Raw genomic sequence first — 17,641 nt, 5'->3', positions numbered from 1 at the left:
CACAAAATTAAAGCCTGTGGCCTCATAGCCACAGGCTTTTACATATCCAAACGACTTTGTAATCTTGCTAGCGGCCAGTGGTAACCAATTGGAATCTGTAGTAAACTCGTTCTTTCATCTTTTCTTAGTTGAAACAACTCATCATACCAAGGAACATCAAAACCGAGAATAGGATGACCGTTCATGCTTTGTAGAGAGGAAGCGAGTAGTAGTTTATGAGCTAAGATACCCGTTTCCATATGCTGAATCCGATGCCCTCGATAACCGTACAGTTCCTGGTAGTGGTTGTTGTTGCCGCTAAAATTAAAAGAAAGAGGGATCTGCGCCATGTTCACAAAATCGGAAAGCAGTCCATCTTGTTGAGTCATACGATAATCTCCGCGTGAGATCTGCTTTATCTCATGAGTAGAATCACAGACTTCATACATACCATTCGCAAGCCCCTCTACACCATATGAAGTAAATCGAAGGGAAACACGAGACGTTAAGAGTGAAAGATCTCGATCAATATCGTTTAGATAGTGACTCATGAAAGTAAGTTCATTTAAAAGGTGTGAAAGGGTTCCGAATTGTAGCGGTTTTAATACAAAATCTTGTCCTGGGGAATATCGATCTCTGCAAGCTTTTGAGAATGATATTGTGTGATTTTTTGGTTGTTCCGCAAATTTTACAGGAGGGGAAATGCGATTAGGAGAATGCTTTTTATTAGAAAAAGAATGCATCATACAAGCCTGATTCATTTTAAGCAGCATTGGATAAGGGCGAACAACCTTTGACTTCATATAATGTTGAAGATGTATAGGTTCAAGCTCTTCACATAGTTTTGCTGAGGTAATCTGAACGTCTTTTCTATCTTCAAACCATTTCATTTCGTTGTCTATGGATAGAGGAAGAACAGCATACACACTTTCTTCATCCTCATGAACCCCAAGTAAATGATTGATAGCCCCATCTAAAAATTGATAATAAACGCCAGTCTTAAACTCCTTACGCCTTCCAACCTCTAGCATCTGACCGATCAAAAAGCCAGCATCTAGTCCTTGAAGACGGTAAGAGAAATTGTGATACTTAAAGAAGTTCTTCCAAAAGAAAGTGGATACAAAAACAATGGTAAAACATTTTGAGAGATTGCAGCGGTTTCCTAATGCTTGGTTTAAATAATCATCAAAATTGCCTTCACGCAGACATATCAACGAATGATGTGCGGCATCGTAATGATAGATGCCATTAGGCAGTTCATCAAGTTTTAGATACAGATAAACCTCACTCGGATAGAGTGCACCGCCAGATGGAACATAGCGGCGATAAGTCATCCATGTATCCTTTGAATCCACCGAAAGAAACGACTCACTTAATTGTGTAATTCCATAGGAGTACATCAGAAATTGACTTAGATCAGCTAGCGTTGGGTGAGTACTTGGTGAAAGGGAGTAAGAGTGATTTTTGGTTAATTCAACTCCAGGTAGATCTTGTGTGTACAATTTATAGGGAAGCGGGGCATCTTCCCAGTTTACCTCCCAATCGGGCGGCGTAATCTTGGCAGTCTCGTAATGAAGTTTGTAAATAAACTCATCGAGGTTCATCAACAATGCCCCTTTCTTTTTACCGTTTTATGGAAACGGGTGAGGATGTGGGTTTAATTCCTCCGGTGATAACGGTTGTTTCACATATCCGAGCGTCATCGGTACAGTGAGTACGCGGTCTAATCCTTGTAATCGAGTTAGATGATGTCCGAACGTCATCGGCAGCATGCCAGGAATAATTACTTTTACACAATGTAGACCGTTTCTCTGTAATTCGGGTCCTGTTTGATCGACAACGATCACTTCGAGGTTCAGTTTTTTGAAAGTATCTAACACACTCTTCAAGTCTTCTAGAAGATCAGATGTTTGACGAACTGGTTTGAACTCTTCTTCAAAATCTCGTACTTTCCTCTTATCCAGCAAAAAGTACAACCGTTTCTCTGCATCTTTTAAACCGTAAACCATCGAGTGATCTTCCATATGACGAACAAGACTAGAATCTCTATACATCTTCTCGTATTTCTTGCGGTCCTTAACAAAACTTTCTTCCATATTAAGCAGCATGCCCGAAAGCTCTTGAACAGCACCTTTGGCTGCTCTAAGTGGATCAAGATGGGCACCTGCTGCACAGAGCAAATTTAAACCATCGTTCTTCGTATTCTTTGCCATCGCCCAAATACTTGGGATACCGTTTTCTGTTGTGGCATTAAATAATTGAATCTCAAACCCTGTCACATGGAGGATGCGCTGCACCATGAGCTGAAGCTCTGAATCATCGATTGATTTCATGTCCAGTCGCGGAATAGGCAGTTCACCGTACCACGTCATAAGAAACGCGTCACGTTCTACGATCTCGAAGATTCCATACAGAACAGCTTCTTCTAAACTACCACCGACTGCACAGCCGTTTGATGTTTCATAAACGAATCCTTCTCCACCACCCATGCTGTAATAGGCGAAAGTTTCAGGTACTAATGTAGGACGGTCCTCGGATAACGAATATCCCCATACCCAGTGGATCGGTCGGTCTGGATCGAATGGTTGAAATGGATAATGCGGCTGACTGTACTGTTTCTGTGAATGAGTTCCGATTGATAGAGGATTCATAGCTACATTTTTCACTTTGTTGTAAGGTTCATAAACGATTGTTCGTTTTCCACGTGGCGCATAACCACAATACCGCTCAAGTCCCTCCAAAATGCCCGCTTGCTCACTATGAAGATACGAATGTGTCCGACCGGCGTTCAGTTCGTTACCAGTGAGCAAAGGTAGATTAACGACAGTGTCAGCGAAAGGTGAGATCAAGTCATATCTTTTAAAATTAAGAAGACCGGTACGAGTATCTAAGTAGTCTCGACTTAATACGTTTTGCAACTCATCTATTGATCGGCAACGGTAAGCGTCTCGTGAGATTTTCGGACTGGATTGAAGTGCAATCTTGGCATGATCATCTGTATCGAGTGGTATGTCACCACATGTTTCACAATACGGATCTGGTAAAAAGAAATGCTTTGTAAGTTTGAACGTTTGTAGGTTCATCAAGTATACGTGTTCCTGAGTATGCTGAGTACCATCGTGCATGAAACGCCTCACCTCATCACAAATGAGGGCAGCTGTATGATTGAATGCGAGATTAGTGGCCCAAACGTCGCGTGGCAAATCTTCTTTGGAAGATTGATAGTCTTTCATGTGAAAATGTTCTCTACGATCTTGGCCGGTCATGAAATAACGAAGATCGGCACATTGTGAGCAGCCTGGTTGATTTGGATGAACGAGTGGACCAACATGTGCTTCACCAAAGTAAACAAATCCACGCAGCCACGGAATGTTGCTGTTTCGAAACAATTTCTCTGCCTTCATATGCTGAGCAGGATTCCAACTATCATGAAGAACTAACGCGAGCTTTTCATGATTAATTTCGGCATCTTCAACCTTCTTAAAACGAGAGATGTGATAGGTTGCATGTATTTGTTGGTAGACATCGTTTGCAAGACTACCATTTCCGATCATTATAATTTTTTGAGTCATGATTGTACCTCCGAAGAGAGTGTGATTCCATACAGGCCAGAGGTATTTTCGTTCAGAATGGTTTCCGTATGCAGTGTGTAAAACTTTGCTTCGCAGTTGTTGTTTTTTAATGTTTGTAGAGCTGATGTCAATGGTACTTCTTTTGATACTGAAAGGGTAATCGTTTGAAGTCCAGTGGTTGAAATGGTAGTTGAAGACTTTATGCAATTCTTGTTAGGAACTTCTTCTTTATTTTGCCGGTACATAAGTGCACCTTGTAGTGCATTTTGTAAAGCCCGTTTTTCATCTAGACCAATAGAGCCGAAACAATGTCGATCCTGCTGAACCCATATGACAGGAAAGCCATGGATTTTCTTTCCTAAAAAGAGTTTGATTTCTTCCCCAAGAGTAGTTAGTGCTCCAATTAAAAAGGTGGAGTATGCGTCTTGAATGGAACTCCGATCAACTTCTGCAGAAACATGCAGTTTGTTATGCGACTTTATGAAGATTTCTTGCAAACTATTTTGAAGGGCTCTACACATTCCTTCTGTTGCAGAGCGGCCGCTTCCAACACTCATAACTTCCGGTGAATTCATAAATAACGTCTTAGCGTATGTTTCAATTCCAGATAAACCCGCTTCTAACCGGGCATCTTCATGTGTTCTGCCTGCTGCCGTAATCACTTCTGGTTCATTTTCACCAAAAGGATCTGCCACATGTACTTTGCACTGTGACAAGGGTAGCTGACTTAAATCTCTTTCCTCAAACTGTTGGAATATTCCAGTGTCACTTGATGTAATTTTATAAAACAATGAGTGGAGATCAAATTCCCGGGTAGTAGCTTCTTTTATAAACAAAAAGGGATCCTCAATCACTTCAATTTTAATATTGTTAGTCACGAGCGGGTGAGGGAAAACCGGATGCCAATTTCCTTCTAATGTTTCTACGTTCAGTTGGTAGATGGCGTTTTCGGGATTTTCCTGTACGCCTGTTATCACTTTGAAGAGCATAAATACAGCGACGTTAGCCAGCAAGTTAGAAGCAGTGCGTGAAGATTTCAATTTAGTCTCTTTGTTGTCTTTTTTACCTAAACGTAATGAAGCTGTTTTCCAGCATGCGGCTGAATCTGTTAATTGAAGAGGACCGACAAAAGCTTGATTGTTTTGTAACGTAACGGGTAAAAATGATTTCGATTGATCTCTGCATACTTTTTGAATCATGGAGAGTTGATCTGTATTTTCACCCTCGTTTGCATAGAGAACATATTCAATGTTCGCTAGATCTTCTGTACAGCAGTTTTCATCAAAAGATAAAAGTGTAATGGAAGATTCAGGCTCTGTTTTTATAGCAGATTTCATTAATTCTTGCAGTTTCTTTGTTTCATTTTGTTTCGTGTTCGTGTGGAATATTGTGAATGCTGGAAGTCCTGATTGCAAAAGGGAAGCCGTGAGAGAAGAGAGAAGTGGACCACAACCTATTATTGCGATTTTCGAATTACGATACTTTTGAAATCGATGCGCGCCAGAGTGGCTGAGATGATCAATAAACTCAATCTGTGATGCATGTTTTTCTAATACTTCAGCAGAAAGCTGATGAGGAAGGTCCTGACTCGTATCGCGAACAAACCCATTCGTATATAACACCTCAGCGATCTTATACACTTGCTCTTTATATGGATCAGGCAGACCGTCTGTAATTTCTTCCATTGAACGGCTACCATCCAGCATAGGAATTAAATTTTGCAGCCATTGCTCGATGGTGTTTCCTTCCATTTGTATAGAAGTCTTGTTATTTCGAAGATAAACGCCGCCGTTTTGTTGTGGATAGACGAACGTGTCTCGGTTCATTTTTAAACACATTGAGAGAGTGACGCCTGGCATAAATATCCCTCCTTAACCTAATGCTCATCATCTATTTCTATGGATTCTGCTTGTCCGTTATGTCATTTTATTATGAGGCAATGAAGTAATGTGAATATAAATCAAGTTACCGTGAATAAAAAGGGAGTTAGCGTGAATATATCGTGGATTACCGTGAAATTATTTGAGATTACCGTGAATATTTGTTAGTGTGTCATTCTGAAAAATACATTTATATAATTTGTTTACTTGAGGAGGACGGAATTCATGCTTGTAACGGCGGCTAACAATAAAATAGAGGACTGATGCTCAAAAACTTGAGCAAAGCCCCCTGAAATTTCTTCGAACAATGCATGTTACTAATTATCTGCCTCCGCAGCGTCCGCCGCATCCGCCACAGCGTCCAGCGCAACCGCCGCAACCACCACAACGTCCAGCGCATCCGCCACAACCGCCACAGCCTCCGCAACGACCAGCACAACCACCGCATCCGCCACAACCTGCGCAACCTCCACAAAAGTTAAAACAAATTCCGATTACACAGCCTGGAACGATAAGGCGAGGGTCTTGTGCTTGCTGTTCTTGGGGATGATGTGGCTGACCGCCACTAACTTGAAAGTCTCCAGTACTTAATCCATCCAAATTCCATTGGTGTTTATTGTCCAATACAAACACCTCCTTGTTTTTTGTCAGATCTAGAACGAGTAGAGAGTCTCTGCTCAAATTCCTCATAATAAAATATGGATACAGTCTGTCCATCGTTACACGATTGGGTGCTAGAAATAGAAACAGCCTGTGTTTGCGGAAAAACAATCGCCGTCAGCAAATCGAATTGATTAAAATATGATGTTGGACGATTTATTTATGTAGGAAAATGATTTTTGAGAACAATGTTTAGTGCTATGAAGAGTTCAGCGCGTTGTATTTAACAGAAAGTATGTAATTAAAGACTATTTAGAAGGGTGAACAAGATTGATTTTGTATACCCACCGGGGTATTAAGCCTCTTGATTCATGATCTTAATAAAATAATTCTAGAAATTTTGGAAATACGGCGAGATTGAACGATAATACGGCGAGTTTTGAACATATATCGGCGAGTCGTTAATTATCGACAATTTCTGCGATCGGTATACCCCCAGAATAGACCGTTTATTACCCCTCTACTTATAAAACAACCATTTTGGGGGCAACCATTTGTAAAATCTCTCAATCACCACCCTCACACAATATTTACAACAGTCAAACACTTCCTAAAAATAGCCTTGCTACTCTTAAACTTGTAATGATTCAACATACATAAATATGGAGGGGTAGCAAAATGACTTCTAAACAAGTAAATCGTCGGGATTTTATTAAGATTGGAGGAGTGAGTACGTTAGCATTAACACTTGGTTCGCTAGGGCATACTTCTAACTTATTTTCTGAGAAAGTCCATGCTGATCAAAAAGCAGAAAAAGTACTGAAGTTTCATTCGAACGGAAAATTCAAAGTAGTGCAGTTTAATGATACGCAAGATGATGAGCGGATCGACAAACGTACCATTCAGTTGATGGAAAACGTGCTGGATGCAGAGAAGCCTGACTTTGTCGTACTCAACGGGGATGTAATTACAGGTGGATGCGATACGGAACTTGAAATGAAACAGGCGATGAACAATGTTGCAGGACCGATGGAAAAGAGAGAAATCAAGTGGGCTGTAACTTTTGGAAATCATGATGAAGATTCTACCCCAAAAAGCGGTGTGGACGAGAGTAAGATGTTAGCTTTCTATCAGTCTTACAAACACAATGTGAACGATAAGGGAGCAAAACACATCACAGGAACCGGGAACATGAACCTACTTGTGTGGGACGCGAAAGGGAAGAAGCCCGCTTTTAATTTCTGGTTGATGGATAGTGGACGTTACGCGCCAAAAGAGATTGCGGGGCAAAATTTTGAGGGTTATCCAACATGGGACTGGGTTCGTTTTGATCAAGTCAGCTGGTACAACGAAACCTCTCAGAAGATCGAGAATCGTTTTGGATTTAAAGTGCCTTCTCTCATGTTCATACATATTCCGCTTTGGGAGCATCGTTATATGTGGTATTCGAGTGTAGATAGCCGAACGGAAGCGGATCACGCTCGTGCTAGAAACAAGCATCAAATTACGGGTGAGAGAAACGAGGATGAATGTCCGGGTCCGATCAATTCTGGCTTATTCTCAGCTATGCAGCATCGAGGCGATGTAAAAGGCGTCTTCTGTGGTCATGATCACATCAACACATATGCAGGAAACTATTATGGCATTATGCTCGGATATGGAGGAAGCGCTGGATTTGGAGCGTATGGACTTCCTGGTGAGGAGAAGAACCGACTACGGGGAGCTCGTGTTTTCAATTTGGATCTAAATCATGAGAATGTTTTAAAAGAAACACATATGGTGTTTGCGAAAGATTATGGCATCGATCTATCACCAAACGACCAAAGCATAGACCCTGCTCCTCTTCCAGGAGAAAAACAACCTGCTATGCAATAGTGAAGTTGCTTAGCAAGGAATAATTATTTTTTACTATAATGGTTTCCGATAGCAAATTTGACCGTAATAAACGAGACTACCTACCTATATCTAAGGTCTAGATTATGTTTAATTGCCGAATTCGTAATGCCAACCCCTAAAGACATGTTATAAAATGATAACGATTTTAAAAAAACTACATATTGGAGGATTTAAGCATGTTGAAGAAATCGATGTTGTGGTCGTTTGTTTTTACTCTAGTGATGTCATTCGTCGTTGTTACATCTGATGATAACCAAAAGGCATGGGCACTACCGCCAGGAACACCTACTAAATCTGCTGCACAATCTCAGTTGAACGCATTAGTCGTAAAGACAGAAAGTACAATGACTGGTTATTCTCGCGATCTGTTTCCTCATTGGTCGAGTCAAGGTGGAGGATGTGATACACGTCAAGTTGTTCTTAAGCGTGATGCAGACTCTTTTAGCGGGAATTGTCCAGTAACATCAGGCAGTTGGTACAGCTATTACGACGGTGTAACGATTACGAATCCATCTGATCTTGATATTGATCATGTTGTGCCATTAGCAGAGGCTTGGCGTTCTGGAGCAAGCAGCTGGACGACTGACAGACGTGAGGCTTTTGCAAATGATCTTACGGGACCACAACTTATTGCCGTAACGGCGAGCTCCAATCGATCAAAAGGGGACCAAGATCCATCAACATGGAAACCTACTCGCACGGCTGCTGGTTGTGGATACGCAAAATGGTGGATTCAAACAAAGTATAACTGGGGCTTAAATCTTCAATCAGCAGAGAAAACATCTCTTCAAAGCATGCTTAACACTTGCACGTATTAATCGATTTAGAGTATAAACAATGTACCATCTTGTTTTAAAAGAAAGGAGCTGGTCCAATGGAAGAGAAATCAACAATCTTTACGGCAACTCATGGTGTAATGACTACAGAGGTCGGCGTGATCAGCGGAGAGCTCGAGCTTAAGACAAGCTGTACGGAAGATGGTTTATTGAAACTCGGCATCACATATGCGGGAGCGGCAGAGTGGTATACGCTTCCGGGTGAAGAATACCGATTGCACGATCCACGAGACCACGAGGTTATTCACCATTTGTTAGCTAAAGTATTGGAACGCGCTTAAAAAAGTGAATAGACAACAGAAGGACCCTCTTTAAATCAAGGCGGTTCTTTTTTATTGTTAGCGAAAATGGTATATTAATAATTTAAAATATGGTCTAACACATACATAGTTGAGTGGTGAAGTTTTCTAGAAGGAGTTTTTAACATGATTACAAGGGAAGGTCTTGAAAATCAACAAATAGGAATCTACGTTATTTCTTTGGTAGTAGGTGCTTTAATCGGCCTTAATTTTGAACGTTTTGGAACGGAACTTCAATGGACGATTTCTCCACTAATCGCTATTCTCTTGTATGGAATGTTTGCACAGATACCTTTTTTAAAGCTAAAAGAAGCCGTTTCAAATGTCAGGTTTATGATAGCTTTATTAATTGGAAATTTTGTATGTGTACCCATCGTCGTATGGATCCTTACTCTCATTTTTCCGCAGTCCACACCTTTATTATTAGGGATTTGCTTAGTTCTTCTTACGCCGTGTATTGATTATGTAATTTTGTTTACTCAGCTGGGAAAAGGAAACGAAAAATTGATGCTTGCGGCAACACCACTTTTGTTCGTTGTACAAATGGTCCTGCTTCCTCTGTATTTGTGGTTATTCATTGGGAAAGAGATGTTTAACGTAGTGCAGATTCAACCGTTTTTAGAAGCATTTTTCTTTCTCATTGTCACCCCCTTATTATTAGCAGTACTTACACAGTGGTGGGCAAAAAAACAAACGCTAGGGGTTCAGGCATTGGAACTTACAGCATGGTTACCTGTTCCTTTTATGGCTCTCGTCTTAATCGTGGTGGTCGCTTCACAGATAGACAAAGTCTACACTGATTTTACTATCATTATTAAAGTCGTTCCGATCTATGTATTATTTTTAATCATCATGCCAATTGTGTCTCGATTGATCTCACGGATATTCTCTTTAGATATAGGTGCAGGAAGAGCATTAATCTTTAGTATGGGGACAAGAAATTCTCTTGTGGTTCTCCCGCTAGCACTAGCTTTACCAGAGGCTTGGCGAACATTAGCTGCAGCGGTGATCGTAACGCAGACCATGGTTGAACTAATCGGCGAATTAATCTATATAAAAACAGTACCAAATTGGGTGTTGCGAGATTCTAAATAAAACGAAATTCACGACAAAAGGCAGGGAGTGTATCCCTGCCTTTTTCTCGGTTTCATTCTGCTAACAATTAGGGGTTAAGGTCTTGCTTTATAAGTTTCGCGCGTTGAATAATAAAAGTGGATGTCTTTTTAAAATTCTTTTTGTGTTTGTGGAAAATTTATATGAACAGGCAATTGTACAAGCGGATTGGAAGTAAGTGAATAAAATATGAAAGGTATGTATGTCATGTCAATAGAAAAGGTGATCGTTAAAATGAGTAAAGCAATACGTCCTTTTTTCTTTAATTCGTTTCCTAAGAGTGGTACACATCTTATGTTTCAAATATTAACAGGAATTCATTCCATTACATTTGATCAAAATCTGCATCTTTACGAAGGTGTCTCAGCACAATTGGCTGATCATCAGCGCGAGCTAGAGAAATTAAAAGAGAATGAATTCTTGTCTGGCCATATTTATTATTCCGCATCATGGGAGAAGCTTCTTCAAGATCTCGATCTAAAACAAGTCTTCCTCTATCGAGACTTGCGTGATGTTGTCGTCTCTTATAATTATTATATTGAGAAGGTAGATGCTCCACTTCATCAATACTACCAAAAAAAGCAATTGTCCAAAAAAGAACGAATGCTATCCATCATAAGAGGAATTCCAGAATTGGGTCATCAAAATATTCATGATTGGTTCTCGGAATTTAAAGGATGGTTAACGGCGCTTAATGTGCTTTCTGTTAAGTTTGAAGATCTATTAAGAAGTGAAGATTCTCTAGACCAATCGGTTCAGAAGATCGTACAGTTTATTACGGAAGAGGAACTTGGAAACCTTGATCAGACGATAATCAAACGTGCGAAAGAAAACATTTCAACTCAGGACTCTGCTACATTCCGAAAAGGGACGATCGGAAACTGGAAAGAAGAGTTTGATGAAGAGATTTCTGATGCCTTTAAAGAGATAGCTGGCCATCTGCTCATTGAGTTAGGATATGAAAAGGATTTACTTTGGTAAACAAGTAAATCCTGAAAAGGAGAATACGTATTTACCATGAAAATCGTAACGAAATTTGTTACGGTTTTTTGATTTAAAATATGTGAGAATAATGACATAACGGATAAAACAGTTTTACATACAAAATTTTCACTTCAATCTTTTTTGAAAGTGATACAATAGTACAAAAGTAGGTAAAATTTTCAAAAAGGAGTGAACACTATGGGTTTAGTCTTGGAAAAGGATTATATTCAATACTTTACTAATAACAGAGAAGAGTTCCAAGAATCTTTATTAAGTGAAGCCCGAAATGTTCGTGGAAAGATTGAAGAAATTTTGTTGATAGGGAATATCGATTTATTGTCTAATGCCCATAAACTTGTGATGTACACCATTCAAGGAAAAGATCATGAATTAGAAAAGTTTGCAAAAATTGAAGGTGTATCGTGGGCATCTCACAGCCTTACGCTTGCATTCAAATTAGAATGGGTTCATGCCATCCGAAGAACGGTATGGAAATATTTTCAAGAATTTAATAAATTAAACCACATCGAATTAGAGGCTGAAAGTTTTTTTAATACAGAAAGGCAAATAAATGATCGCATCGATAAATTTTTGAATGAACTATTTTTAAGCTATTCAGAGTACAAAGATAACTTAATTGAGTCGCAGAAAACACTTGTTGAAAACCTTTCTGTTCCAATTATTCCGATTACATCAAAGGTTTGTGTGCTTCCGCTAATTGGAAGTATTGATACATATCGAATTGACACGATTGAAGAGAAAGTTCTTTTAGAAATCAGCAGACTCCGCATCGGCACGTTAGTAATTGATCTTTCTGGTATCGCTCAAATGGAGACAGAAGCGATCGAACGCATCATGAAAGTAATGGAAGGTGCGAACATGATGGGGTGTGAGTGTGTCATTACGGGGCTCCGCCCAGAAATTGTACGCAAAATAACAACGATCGGGTTAACTTTCGAAAGCAAGGCTCAGACAAAAGCTACACTTCAGCAAGCTTTAGAGGATTTTTTAAGATAGTTATCCTTGTAGATGGTGTACACCTCAATCATGGGTGTACACCATTTTTTATTTTATAGATCTACTAATTTCTTTCTAAAATGGATATCTGCCGCTCCTGGAGTAGGTAATCCTTCCAAACGAAACAGTTCTTGATAGCCGTGACGCTCATAGAAACCTGGTGCTTGAAAGGTGAAGGAAGTCGTGAAGATGTGTGTGCAACCTCGTCCTATAGCTTCTTTCTCAAAATCGTGTAGTAATTTTGTACCAAATCCATCTTTACGAACATCTTCACGAACCCATGTCATTGCAATTCCAGCAGCTACTCCCCACGTCCAGCCACTCATACCAGCTGCAAGTTCTCCATGTTTATCTAAAATTTGCACCGTCAATTCTCGAGCAGCGGGAGTGCCAATCGTGGATGCGGCGTTCACTTTGTCTAATTCATCAGAAAGTTGCTGATCTAACTCAGCATTTCCTTCACCAACTAACACTTTGTAATGATCTTTCATTTATTAATTCAACTCCTCAAATAGTTAGATAAAAAATGAACCCTTATATATGTAAACAGTATATCAAATGGTTAAATGACTTGGTTGAGTTGATGTGGGTTGTGTGAGTGGAGATGGGCTAGGACAGATTATAGTATTGTTAGCCATATTTGCCTCATTTTAAGTAAAATAAATGTTGATCGGTGGTCAGTCTCAAATCTCAGGTGGTGCAACTTCATTTACAGGTGAAGATCTATAAAACATAGGTGGTAAACATAACTTTACAGGTGGAAATCTTTGATTTATCGGCGAACGTGTAAGAAATATAAAAACACGTACCGTACATACATAGATCTGCTCCAAACCATAGCAAAACCCCCGATCACGACGGTCGGGGGTTCCATTTAGAAAGAGTAATTATTCTTTGAAATTACTTCTTTTTGCTTTTTTTCTTGCATTTTTTGTGCTTTTTATTACAATCGCATTTTGTTGGAGCACCAGGATCAATCACTTCTTTAATGACTTTCTCCTTATAAACGTCACGGCGAACATATTTGATGTGTTCACGTTTTACACGAATGATCGGATGAACGAAAGTGACTTCTTTCTCTGTATATGAATCCTCAATGATATAAACAGGATCACAACAGATTACTTTTTTCTTTTCTTTTTTACAATGCTTGTCTTTACCCAAGATAGCACCTCCTACATTTCATACTTTAGTAGATGCAATTGGAGGATAAAATGATCTAGACAAGTCACTATTTTTATCAATTATAAGGAAAAATCCTATTTTTAAACATCCCAAAAATCACTTAATTTCGCTGTATCCTCTTTCTTTTTTACGATACTTAATACGATTCTCATAGTTGTCCCGTCTGGTTTATACTGGGGATCATCTAACAGTTTCTGCACTTGATAGGAAGGAAACTTACTGGCTTCTTGAAACCATTGTAAATCTAAATTGTGTTTTTGAATCCACGTATTTAATTTTGTATTCATCATTTTCTCTCCCATATAGTCTTTCTGTTTATAATATATCATTCATTTAAATAAATTTATACATATTTTGTACAAAAGTTAAACGTATGTGTGTTGAATCATTAAAATAGAGGATTTTATCATACTCAGGTGAATGATTATTAAGGTAGATAATGAGTATGGAGGACATGAGATGAAGAAGAACATATATATTAAACTTCTAACACTAAATGATCTTCAAGCGTTATTTGATAATGAAACAAGAAACAGAGAGTTTTTTCAGCAATATGCCCCAGAACGAGATCAAGATTTTTATTCTTTAGATGGTCAAGCTAGGAGAATAACTGAGATGGAAGAGCGAAAAGAGAAAGGGTTAGGTTATTCGTTTGGCATTTTCCTTCAAGATACACAAGAATTGATCGGACAGATCGGTCTGTTCAAGATTGAGAGAGGACCTGCACAAAAAGGGATGGTGGGGTATTCCCTCGATAAAGTACATAATGGTAAAGGGTATATGACTCAAGCACTTTCACTACTTATAGATTTTGCGTTTCATGAACTTAAACTTCATCGAATAGAAGCAGAAGTAATGCCTCAAAATATGGGTTCAATCCATTTATTGTTGAAAGCTGGATTTCACAAAGAAGGAATTTCAAAGAAAAATGTGAAGATCAATGGCAGATGGGAAGATCATCAGGTTCTTGCCATTCTTAATGAAGAGGATTTTGACATTTAGTTTATAGAAAAGCAGGCTGTCGATTAGCAGCCTGCTTGATCCTAATGTTTCTTAGACAGAAGGTTGAGAACCGGGACGTTTATTCAATTCTATATCTCCGTTCTCAGCCATCAATAAGTTGTTCATATAAGCTGCAAGTGCTAACTCATACCTTACACGTTTGCTTGCATCTACAAAATAAGCTTCTTTTACAATGCCAGAGAGAGAATAACGGTGTCCTTTATAATCGACGTTCAATTCGGTAATTTGGTTGAATTTAAATTTCTCTACAGGTTTACCGTCCAGATCTGTTAAGAGGTACTCATTATATTTCTCGTTGCAGATTCTCGCTACTTCTTCCATCACCTTAAACGCCTCGTCAGGATTTTGTCTGTAGTTGAGGATAAGACTTTCGTTTACTCGCCGCATTCCGCGATTTCCGTTTTGAAGCTCGTTGATACTTCCATAGGAAACGGTGTATAAATATCCGTCGTATTGACGAATTTTCAGGTGGCGCATACTAATTTCCTCGATTTTTCCTTGTTTGTTACCGTTGATGATCACATAATCACCAAGGTTGATCTGTCTTTCAAACAAGTAGGCAAGACCCATAATGTAATCTCGTATAATATGTTGAAAGATCAATGCCAGGGCACCGGCTACAACGACAGAACCTGTTACAAGTCTCGCTAGATCGAAGAAATGACTAAATACATAAATGAAGAAGAACACCAATCCAAGCACCTTGATGACTTGATCTGTAAAGTGCATCAACGTTTCTTCACGGTTTTCATCTAGAAAACTTGTTTTATCAAAGAAGATGCGAACTGATTTTCTTATGAAGTATGCAGTGATTACGATAACAAAAGCCACAATTAAAATTTTTACAGGCAATTTATTAAACCATTCTAAGTTAAACATTCTTTCAACTCCCACTCTTACTATACCAATAGAATGCGGAAAATAAGCAAAAATATTTTCTAATTCCAATGGATTTTAAAAGATAGTGGGAGAAAGGTCAATCAAAGAAAACATGAAACTTCTCATTTTTAAATAAATGGTAGGTATAGTGACTTATGTAAGAAGAAAATTTAAATTTGTTTATATGAAGACTTCAAACGAAGAGGCCTTTTAAACTCTTACTTAAGCAGGAGTTAAAATAAACTGTTCAGTTTCTTGAATCGCAATTAATTGATACGTATGACTTTTTAATTCTTGTCTGATTTCAAGAGGAATTGTGAGTCTTCCTTTTACACCTATAATCGGGGTAAATCGTCTTTCGTTCATCTTATCAATAATGATGATTCCATCTTTAACATCAACGCCTACTTTTTCTCCAATTTCAAACTGAAATTCTTCTCGCCATACAACAGGGATGTGAAAATATCCTTTCTTGTTGTCGTAAAATTTATTTAATACAACTGACATAATGTCACCCCATCAAATGAATTCCAAAGTATGTATACTTATACTAATTTGTTTATTTTTATAAATAAATATTACCATAAAATATCTGAATTGTTCAATAATATTTAGTTTTGTGGTTACAGTAATATCGTTTTGAATTCAGAAACTTTTCTATCTCTTTTACGTAAATCGAGATAAGAATATTTGATCATATTCTTGTGAACCATTAGGATAGGTAAGAAAAATCACTGAAAGAAAGAATGGGTGTTTGAGTTGGATAAAGATAGGTCACTTGAAGATAAGGAATTACAATTGAAACAAGAATTAAGTCAGTTAGCCACTGATAAAGGAAGCCTTACAAATCCGGATGTTGTAAAGAAGAGTCAAGAGCTTGACCAAGTTTTAACAACCATTCAAGAGAAAAACTTAAAAAACAAGTCAGGAAGATAAGCCATACAGCTTTTTTACTGACTTTTATCATAGTTGATAATCCCATTGTCTACGATTGTTGATTCAATATCAACATCAATTGGTATAGTAGGGTAATCGTTGTTCCAGTTCATTTTCTTCCAAATTTCAGGATACTTTGATTTAACCCGTAATCCAAGACCTAAGCCATCACAGTTAGCAGCATGCAGCTTACTAATGGTGCGATCTGCAATTGTTGTAAACTGATTTTCAATATGCTGATCAAGTACTTTCAGTTTTTTCTTATTATCTAAGTGGTCTTTAGGGTATTCGTTTACACCTAAATTTATGGACAATTTAATTTTTGCATGAATGGAACCGTTTTTTTCGATAACATGAAAGTCACGTTTTATATCAAGTATGCTTAGGTTAATATAGTTTTCAAGACGAGACTTCTCAAGATTCTCCACAAATCCAGCGTGTGAACCTCTTACTACTTTTTCATTAGAAGGTTCTTCAGGAGAGCGGGCATTTATCTTACTTGCATTGAAGATATAGATGCAATTTTGTTCTTCTAAAATTAATAAACAGTGACCACGTACCATTTGATCGAAGCCATAATCAAGGTCTTCGGATTTTTCTAATCGTACAGATGTAATCAATTGATCGATGGGAATTTTCTCACCACTGTTTTTTTAGAGTGGAATTAAGACGCTGTTCTGTATTTTTTCCATGTCACAAACCGTTTCCAAGTAAACGAGGATTCCAGTTTTTTTATGTATGGAGATAGAACGTGATTTTAAATCACTGCTGTAATTGAAGCTTTTCTCGATATAACCAAGGTTTTCACAGGGAGATTTACTTACATGCTCTTTGATGTTATGGTTTTGGGATTTGCTTTTACTTTTTCCGAACATAAGAATCGCCCTTTCAAAGACTTCTTCAATGTTCTTAGTATGAGTGAGGAAAAAGAAATCATACTTATATTTGTACAATGTACATTTTATAAGCAAAACGCATAAAAATAAGAGGTCAAAACTATTTCTACCCTTGGAGTGAGTCTTATGAGTAAGAATCGTTATCCGTTTATATATCCTGCAGATACACCTCCAGATGACAATGAGAATGGCAATAACAATAGCTCAAATATGTTTCAATATAACCCACCGAATAATGCAGGAAATATATTAGGTATTATCGGAGGAGTTATTACTACTGTAGGAGATGCAGTATCTACAATTGGAGCAATTATACAGCTTAATTCAGATGTGGCAAGTGATTTTGAGTCACAAGTAGATGATTTTAAATCAGATCAAGAAAAAGATAAAATGCAAAAAGAGATAGATGATCTGCAAGGCAAAGTGGCGAGCTTAGAGAAATTGATTAGAAGTAAGCTGAGCTAATCCTTTTCTCTTACTCTTACATAGAAGAATTAAAAAATGGATGAGAATATTCATCCATCTGAAACAAGAAGTTATTTATAA

At 38.2% G+C, this 17,641-nt stretch carries 19 protein-coding genes; 9 read left to right on the top strand and 10 right to left on the bottom strand.

Annotated elements, in window-relative coordinates; all coding sequences use genetic code 11:
• Window positions 1-38 precede the first annotated feature (38 nt).
• The 4 genes from ABE65_RS11115 to ABE65_RS21525 all read right to left on the bottom strand — a co-directional run bounded on the left by ABE65_RS11115 (window position 39) and on the right by ABE65_RS21525 (window position 6,055).
• Window positions 39-1,583, bottom strand: coding sequence for a SagB family peptide dehydrogenase (locus ABE65_RS11115; protein ID WP_066394781.1), 1,545 nt, complete (start codon window positions 1,581-1,583; stop codon window positions 39-41).
• 27 nt (window positions 1,584-1,610) lie between these two features.
• Entirely contained in the window at window positions 1,611-3,551 is a 1,941-nt protein-coding gene (locus tag ABE65_RS11110; protein WP_066394777.1) for a TOMM precursor leader peptide-binding protein, read from the bottom strand.
• Window positions 3,548-5,410 carry a hypothetical protein gene (locus tag ABE65_RS11105; RefSeq protein ID WP_066394776.1) on the bottom strand — a complete coding sequence of 621 codons (1,863 nt, stop codon included), beginning with the start codon at window positions 5,408-5,410 and terminating at the stop codon, window positions 3,548-3,550. The genes ABE65_RS11110 and ABE65_RS11105 overlap by 4 nt, the downstream gene beginning before the upstream one ends.
• A 342-nt stretch (window positions 5,411-5,752) precedes the next feature.
• Complete coding sequence (locus tag ABE65_RS21525) at window positions 5,753-6,055, bottom strand: hypothetical protein (protein ID WP_082861388.1); 303 nt, start codon at window positions 6,053-6,055, stop codon at window positions 5,753-5,755.
• Between the two features lie 654 nt (window positions 6,056-6,709).
• Between ABE65_RS21525 and ABE65_RS11100 the strand changes: the two genes are divergently transcribed.
• From ABE65_RS11100 to ABE65_RS11075, 6 genes are all read left to right on the top strand, one after another.
• Window positions 6,710-7,906 (top strand): metallophosphoesterase, encoded by a 1,197-nt coding sequence (locus ABE65_RS11100; RefSeq protein ID WP_066394774.1) that lies wholly within the window; start codon window positions 6,710-6,712, stop codon window positions 7,904-7,906.
• A 197-nt stretch (window positions 7,907-8,103) separates the two neighbouring features.
• A complete protein-coding gene (locus tag ABE65_RS11095) occupies window positions 8,104-8,745 on the top strand; it encodes an HNH endonuclease family protein (RefSeq protein ID WP_082861387.1) in 642 nt (213 codons plus the stop codon).
• A 56-nt stretch (window positions 8,746-8,801) separates the two neighbouring features.
• A complete protein-coding gene (locus tag ABE65_RS11090; protein ID WP_066394772.1) occupies window positions 8,802-9,044 on the top strand; it encodes a hypothetical protein in 243 nt (80 codons plus the stop codon).
• A 144-nt stretch (window positions 9,045-9,188) separates the two neighbouring features.
• Complete coding sequence (locus ABE65_RS11085; RefSeq protein ID WP_066394770.1) at window positions 9,189-10,157, top strand: arsenic resistance protein; 969 nt, start codon at window positions 9,189-9,191, stop codon at window positions 10,155-10,157.
• 252 nt (window positions 10,158-10,409) lie between these two features.
• A complete protein-coding gene (locus tag ABE65_RS11080; protein ID WP_197480293.1) occupies window positions 10,410-11,156 on the top strand; it encodes a sulfotransferase domain-containing protein in 747 nt (248 codons plus the stop codon).
• 201 nt (window positions 11,157-11,357) lie between these two features.
• The gene (locus tag ABE65_RS11075; protein WP_066394765.1) at window positions 11,358-12,176 is read left to right on the top strand and encodes an STAS domain-containing protein; all 819 of its coding nucleotides are present in this window, start codon (window positions 11,358-11,360) and stop codon (window positions 12,174-12,176) included.
• A gap of 53 nt (window positions 12,177-12,229) precedes the next feature.
• On the opposite strand, the gene ABE65_RS11070 is transcribed toward ABE65_RS11075, so the two are convergent.
• The 3 genes from ABE65_RS11070 to ABE65_RS11060 form a co-directional block, all read right to left on the bottom strand.
• The gene (locus ABE65_RS11070; protein ID WP_066394762.1) at window positions 12,230-12,667 is read right to left on the bottom strand and encodes a GNAT family N-acetyltransferase; all 438 of its coding nucleotides are present in this window, start codon (window positions 12,665-12,667) and stop codon (window positions 12,230-12,232) included.
• Between the two features lie 409 nt (window positions 12,668-13,076).
• Window positions 13,077-13,340, bottom strand: coding sequence for a hypothetical protein (locus tag ABE65_RS11065; protein WP_066394760.1), 264 nt, complete (start codon window positions 13,338-13,340; stop codon window positions 13,077-13,079).
• Between the two features lie 101 nt (window positions 13,341-13,441).
• Window positions 13,442-13,651: a hypothetical protein gene (locus tag ABE65_RS11060; RefSeq protein ID WP_197480292.1), complete on the bottom strand. Its 210-nt coding sequence runs from the start codon at window positions 13,649-13,651 to the stop codon at window positions 13,442-13,444.
• A 169-nt stretch (window positions 13,652-13,820) separates the two neighbouring features.
• On the opposite strand from ABE65_RS11060, the gene ABE65_RS11055 reads away from it, so the two are divergent.
• Complete coding sequence (locus ABE65_RS11055) at window positions 13,821-14,363, top strand: GNAT family N-acetyltransferase (protein ID WP_066394747.1); 543 nt, start codon at window positions 13,821-13,823, stop codon at window positions 14,361-14,363.
• 51 nt (window positions 14,364-14,414) lie between these two features.
• Here the strand turns inward: ABE65_RS11055 and ABE65_RS11050 are convergent, their stop codons facing one another.
• Both ABE65_RS11050 and ABE65_RS11045 read right to left on the bottom strand, forming a co-directional pair.
• Window positions 14,415-15,263 (bottom strand): mechanosensitive ion channel family protein, encoded by an 849-nt coding sequence (locus tag ABE65_RS11050; protein WP_066394745.1) that lies wholly within the window; start codon window positions 15,261-15,263, stop codon window positions 14,415-14,417.
• Between the two features lie 222 nt (window positions 15,264-15,485).
• Window positions 15,486-15,770: a hypothetical protein gene (locus ABE65_RS11045; protein WP_066394741.1), complete on the bottom strand. Its 285-nt coding sequence runs from the start codon at window positions 15,768-15,770 to the stop codon at window positions 15,486-15,488.
• Window positions 15,771-16,022: 252 nt separating this feature from the next.
• On the opposite strand from ABE65_RS11045, the gene ABE65_RS21520 reads away from it, so the two are divergent.
• Window positions 16,023-16,199: an aspartyl-phosphate phosphatase Spo0E family protein gene (locus ABE65_RS21520; RefSeq protein WP_197480291.1), complete on the top strand. Its 177-nt coding sequence runs from the start codon at window positions 16,023-16,025 to the stop codon at window positions 16,197-16,199.
• Window positions 16,200-16,213: 14 nt separating this feature from the next.
• Here the strand turns inward: ABE65_RS21520 and ABE65_RS11040 are convergent, their stop codons facing one another.
• Window positions 16,214-16,819, bottom strand: a complete 606-nt coding sequence (locus ABE65_RS11040; protein WP_066394740.1) for a Ger(x)C family spore germination C-terminal domain-containing protein — start codon at window positions 16,817-16,819, stop codon at window positions 16,214-16,216.
• A gap of 402 nt (window positions 16,820-17,221) precedes the next feature.
• Between ABE65_RS11040 and ABE65_RS11035 the strand changes: the two genes are divergently transcribed.
• Window positions 17,222-17,560, top strand: coding sequence for a hypothetical protein (locus ABE65_RS11035; protein WP_066394739.1), 339 nt, complete (start codon window positions 17,222-17,224; stop codon window positions 17,558-17,560).
• Window positions 17,561-17,641 lie beyond the last annotated feature (81 nt).

Origin of the sequence: Fictibacillus phosphorivorans, assembly GCF_001629705.1 — a bacterium.
In the GTDB taxonomy this organism is placed as follows: Bacteria; Bacillota; Bacilli; order Bacillales; family Fictibacillaceae; genus Fictibacillus; species Fictibacillus phosphorivorans_A.
This window is presented reverse-complemented; position numbering and strand designations above follow the sequence as displayed.

Coding starts and splice junctions, on each gene's coding strand:
- ABE65_RS11085 (WP_066394770.1), top strand. CDS start 9,189: ATGATTACAAGGGAAGGTCTTGAAAATCAACAAATAGGAATCTACGTT.
- ABE65_RS11080 (WP_197480293.1), top strand. CDS start 10,410: ATGAGTAAAGCAATACGTCCTTTTTTCTTTAATTCGTTTCCTAAGAGT.
- ABE65_RS11105 (WP_066394776.1), bottom strand. CDS start 5,410: ATGCCAGGCGTCACTCTCTCAATGTGTTTAAAAATGAACCGAGACACG.
- ABE65_RS11100 (WP_066394774.1), top strand. CDS start 6,710: ATGACTTCTAAACAAGTAAATCGTCGGGATTTTATTAAGATTGGAGGA.
- ABE65_RS11045 (WP_066394741.1), bottom strand. CDS start 15,770: ATGTCAGTTGTATTAAATAAATTTTACGACAACAAGAAAGGATATTTT.
- ABE65_RS11060 (WP_197480292.1), bottom strand. CDS start 13,651: ATGATGAATACAAAATTAAATACGTGGATTCAAAAACACAATTTAGAT.
- ABE65_RS11050 (WP_066394745.1), bottom strand. CDS start 15,263: ATGTTTAACTTAGAATGGTTTAATAAATTGCCTGTAAAAATTTTAATT.
- ABE65_RS11095 (WP_082861387.1), top strand. CDS start 8,104: ATGTTGAAGAAATCGATGTTGTGGTCGTTTGTTTTTACTCTAGTGATG.
- ABE65_RS11110 (WP_066394777.1), bottom strand. CDS start 3,551: ATGACTCAAAAAATTATAATGATCGGAAATGGTAGTCTTGCAAACGAT.
- ABE65_RS11090 (WP_066394772.1), top strand. CDS start 8,802: ATGGAAGAGAAATCAACAATCTTTACGGCAACTCATGGTGTAATGACT.
- ABE65_RS11115 (WP_066394781.1), bottom strand. CDS start 1,583: ATGAACCTCGATGAGTTTATTTACAAACTTCATTACGAGACTGCCAAG.
- ABE65_RS11070 (WP_066394762.1), bottom strand. CDS start 12,667: ATGAAAGATCATTACAAAGTGTTAGTTGGTGAAGGAAATGCTGAGTTA.
- ABE65_RS11035 (WP_066394739.1), top strand. CDS start 17,222: ATGAGTAAGAATCGTTATCCGTTTATATATCCTGCAGATACACCTCCA.
- ABE65_RS11075 (WP_066394765.1), top strand. CDS start 11,358: ATGGGTTTAGTCTTGGAAAAGGATTATATTCAATACTTTACTAATAAC.
- ABE65_RS11055 (WP_066394747.1), top strand. CDS start 13,821: ATGAAGAAGAACATATATATTAAACTTCTAACACTAAATGATCTTCAA.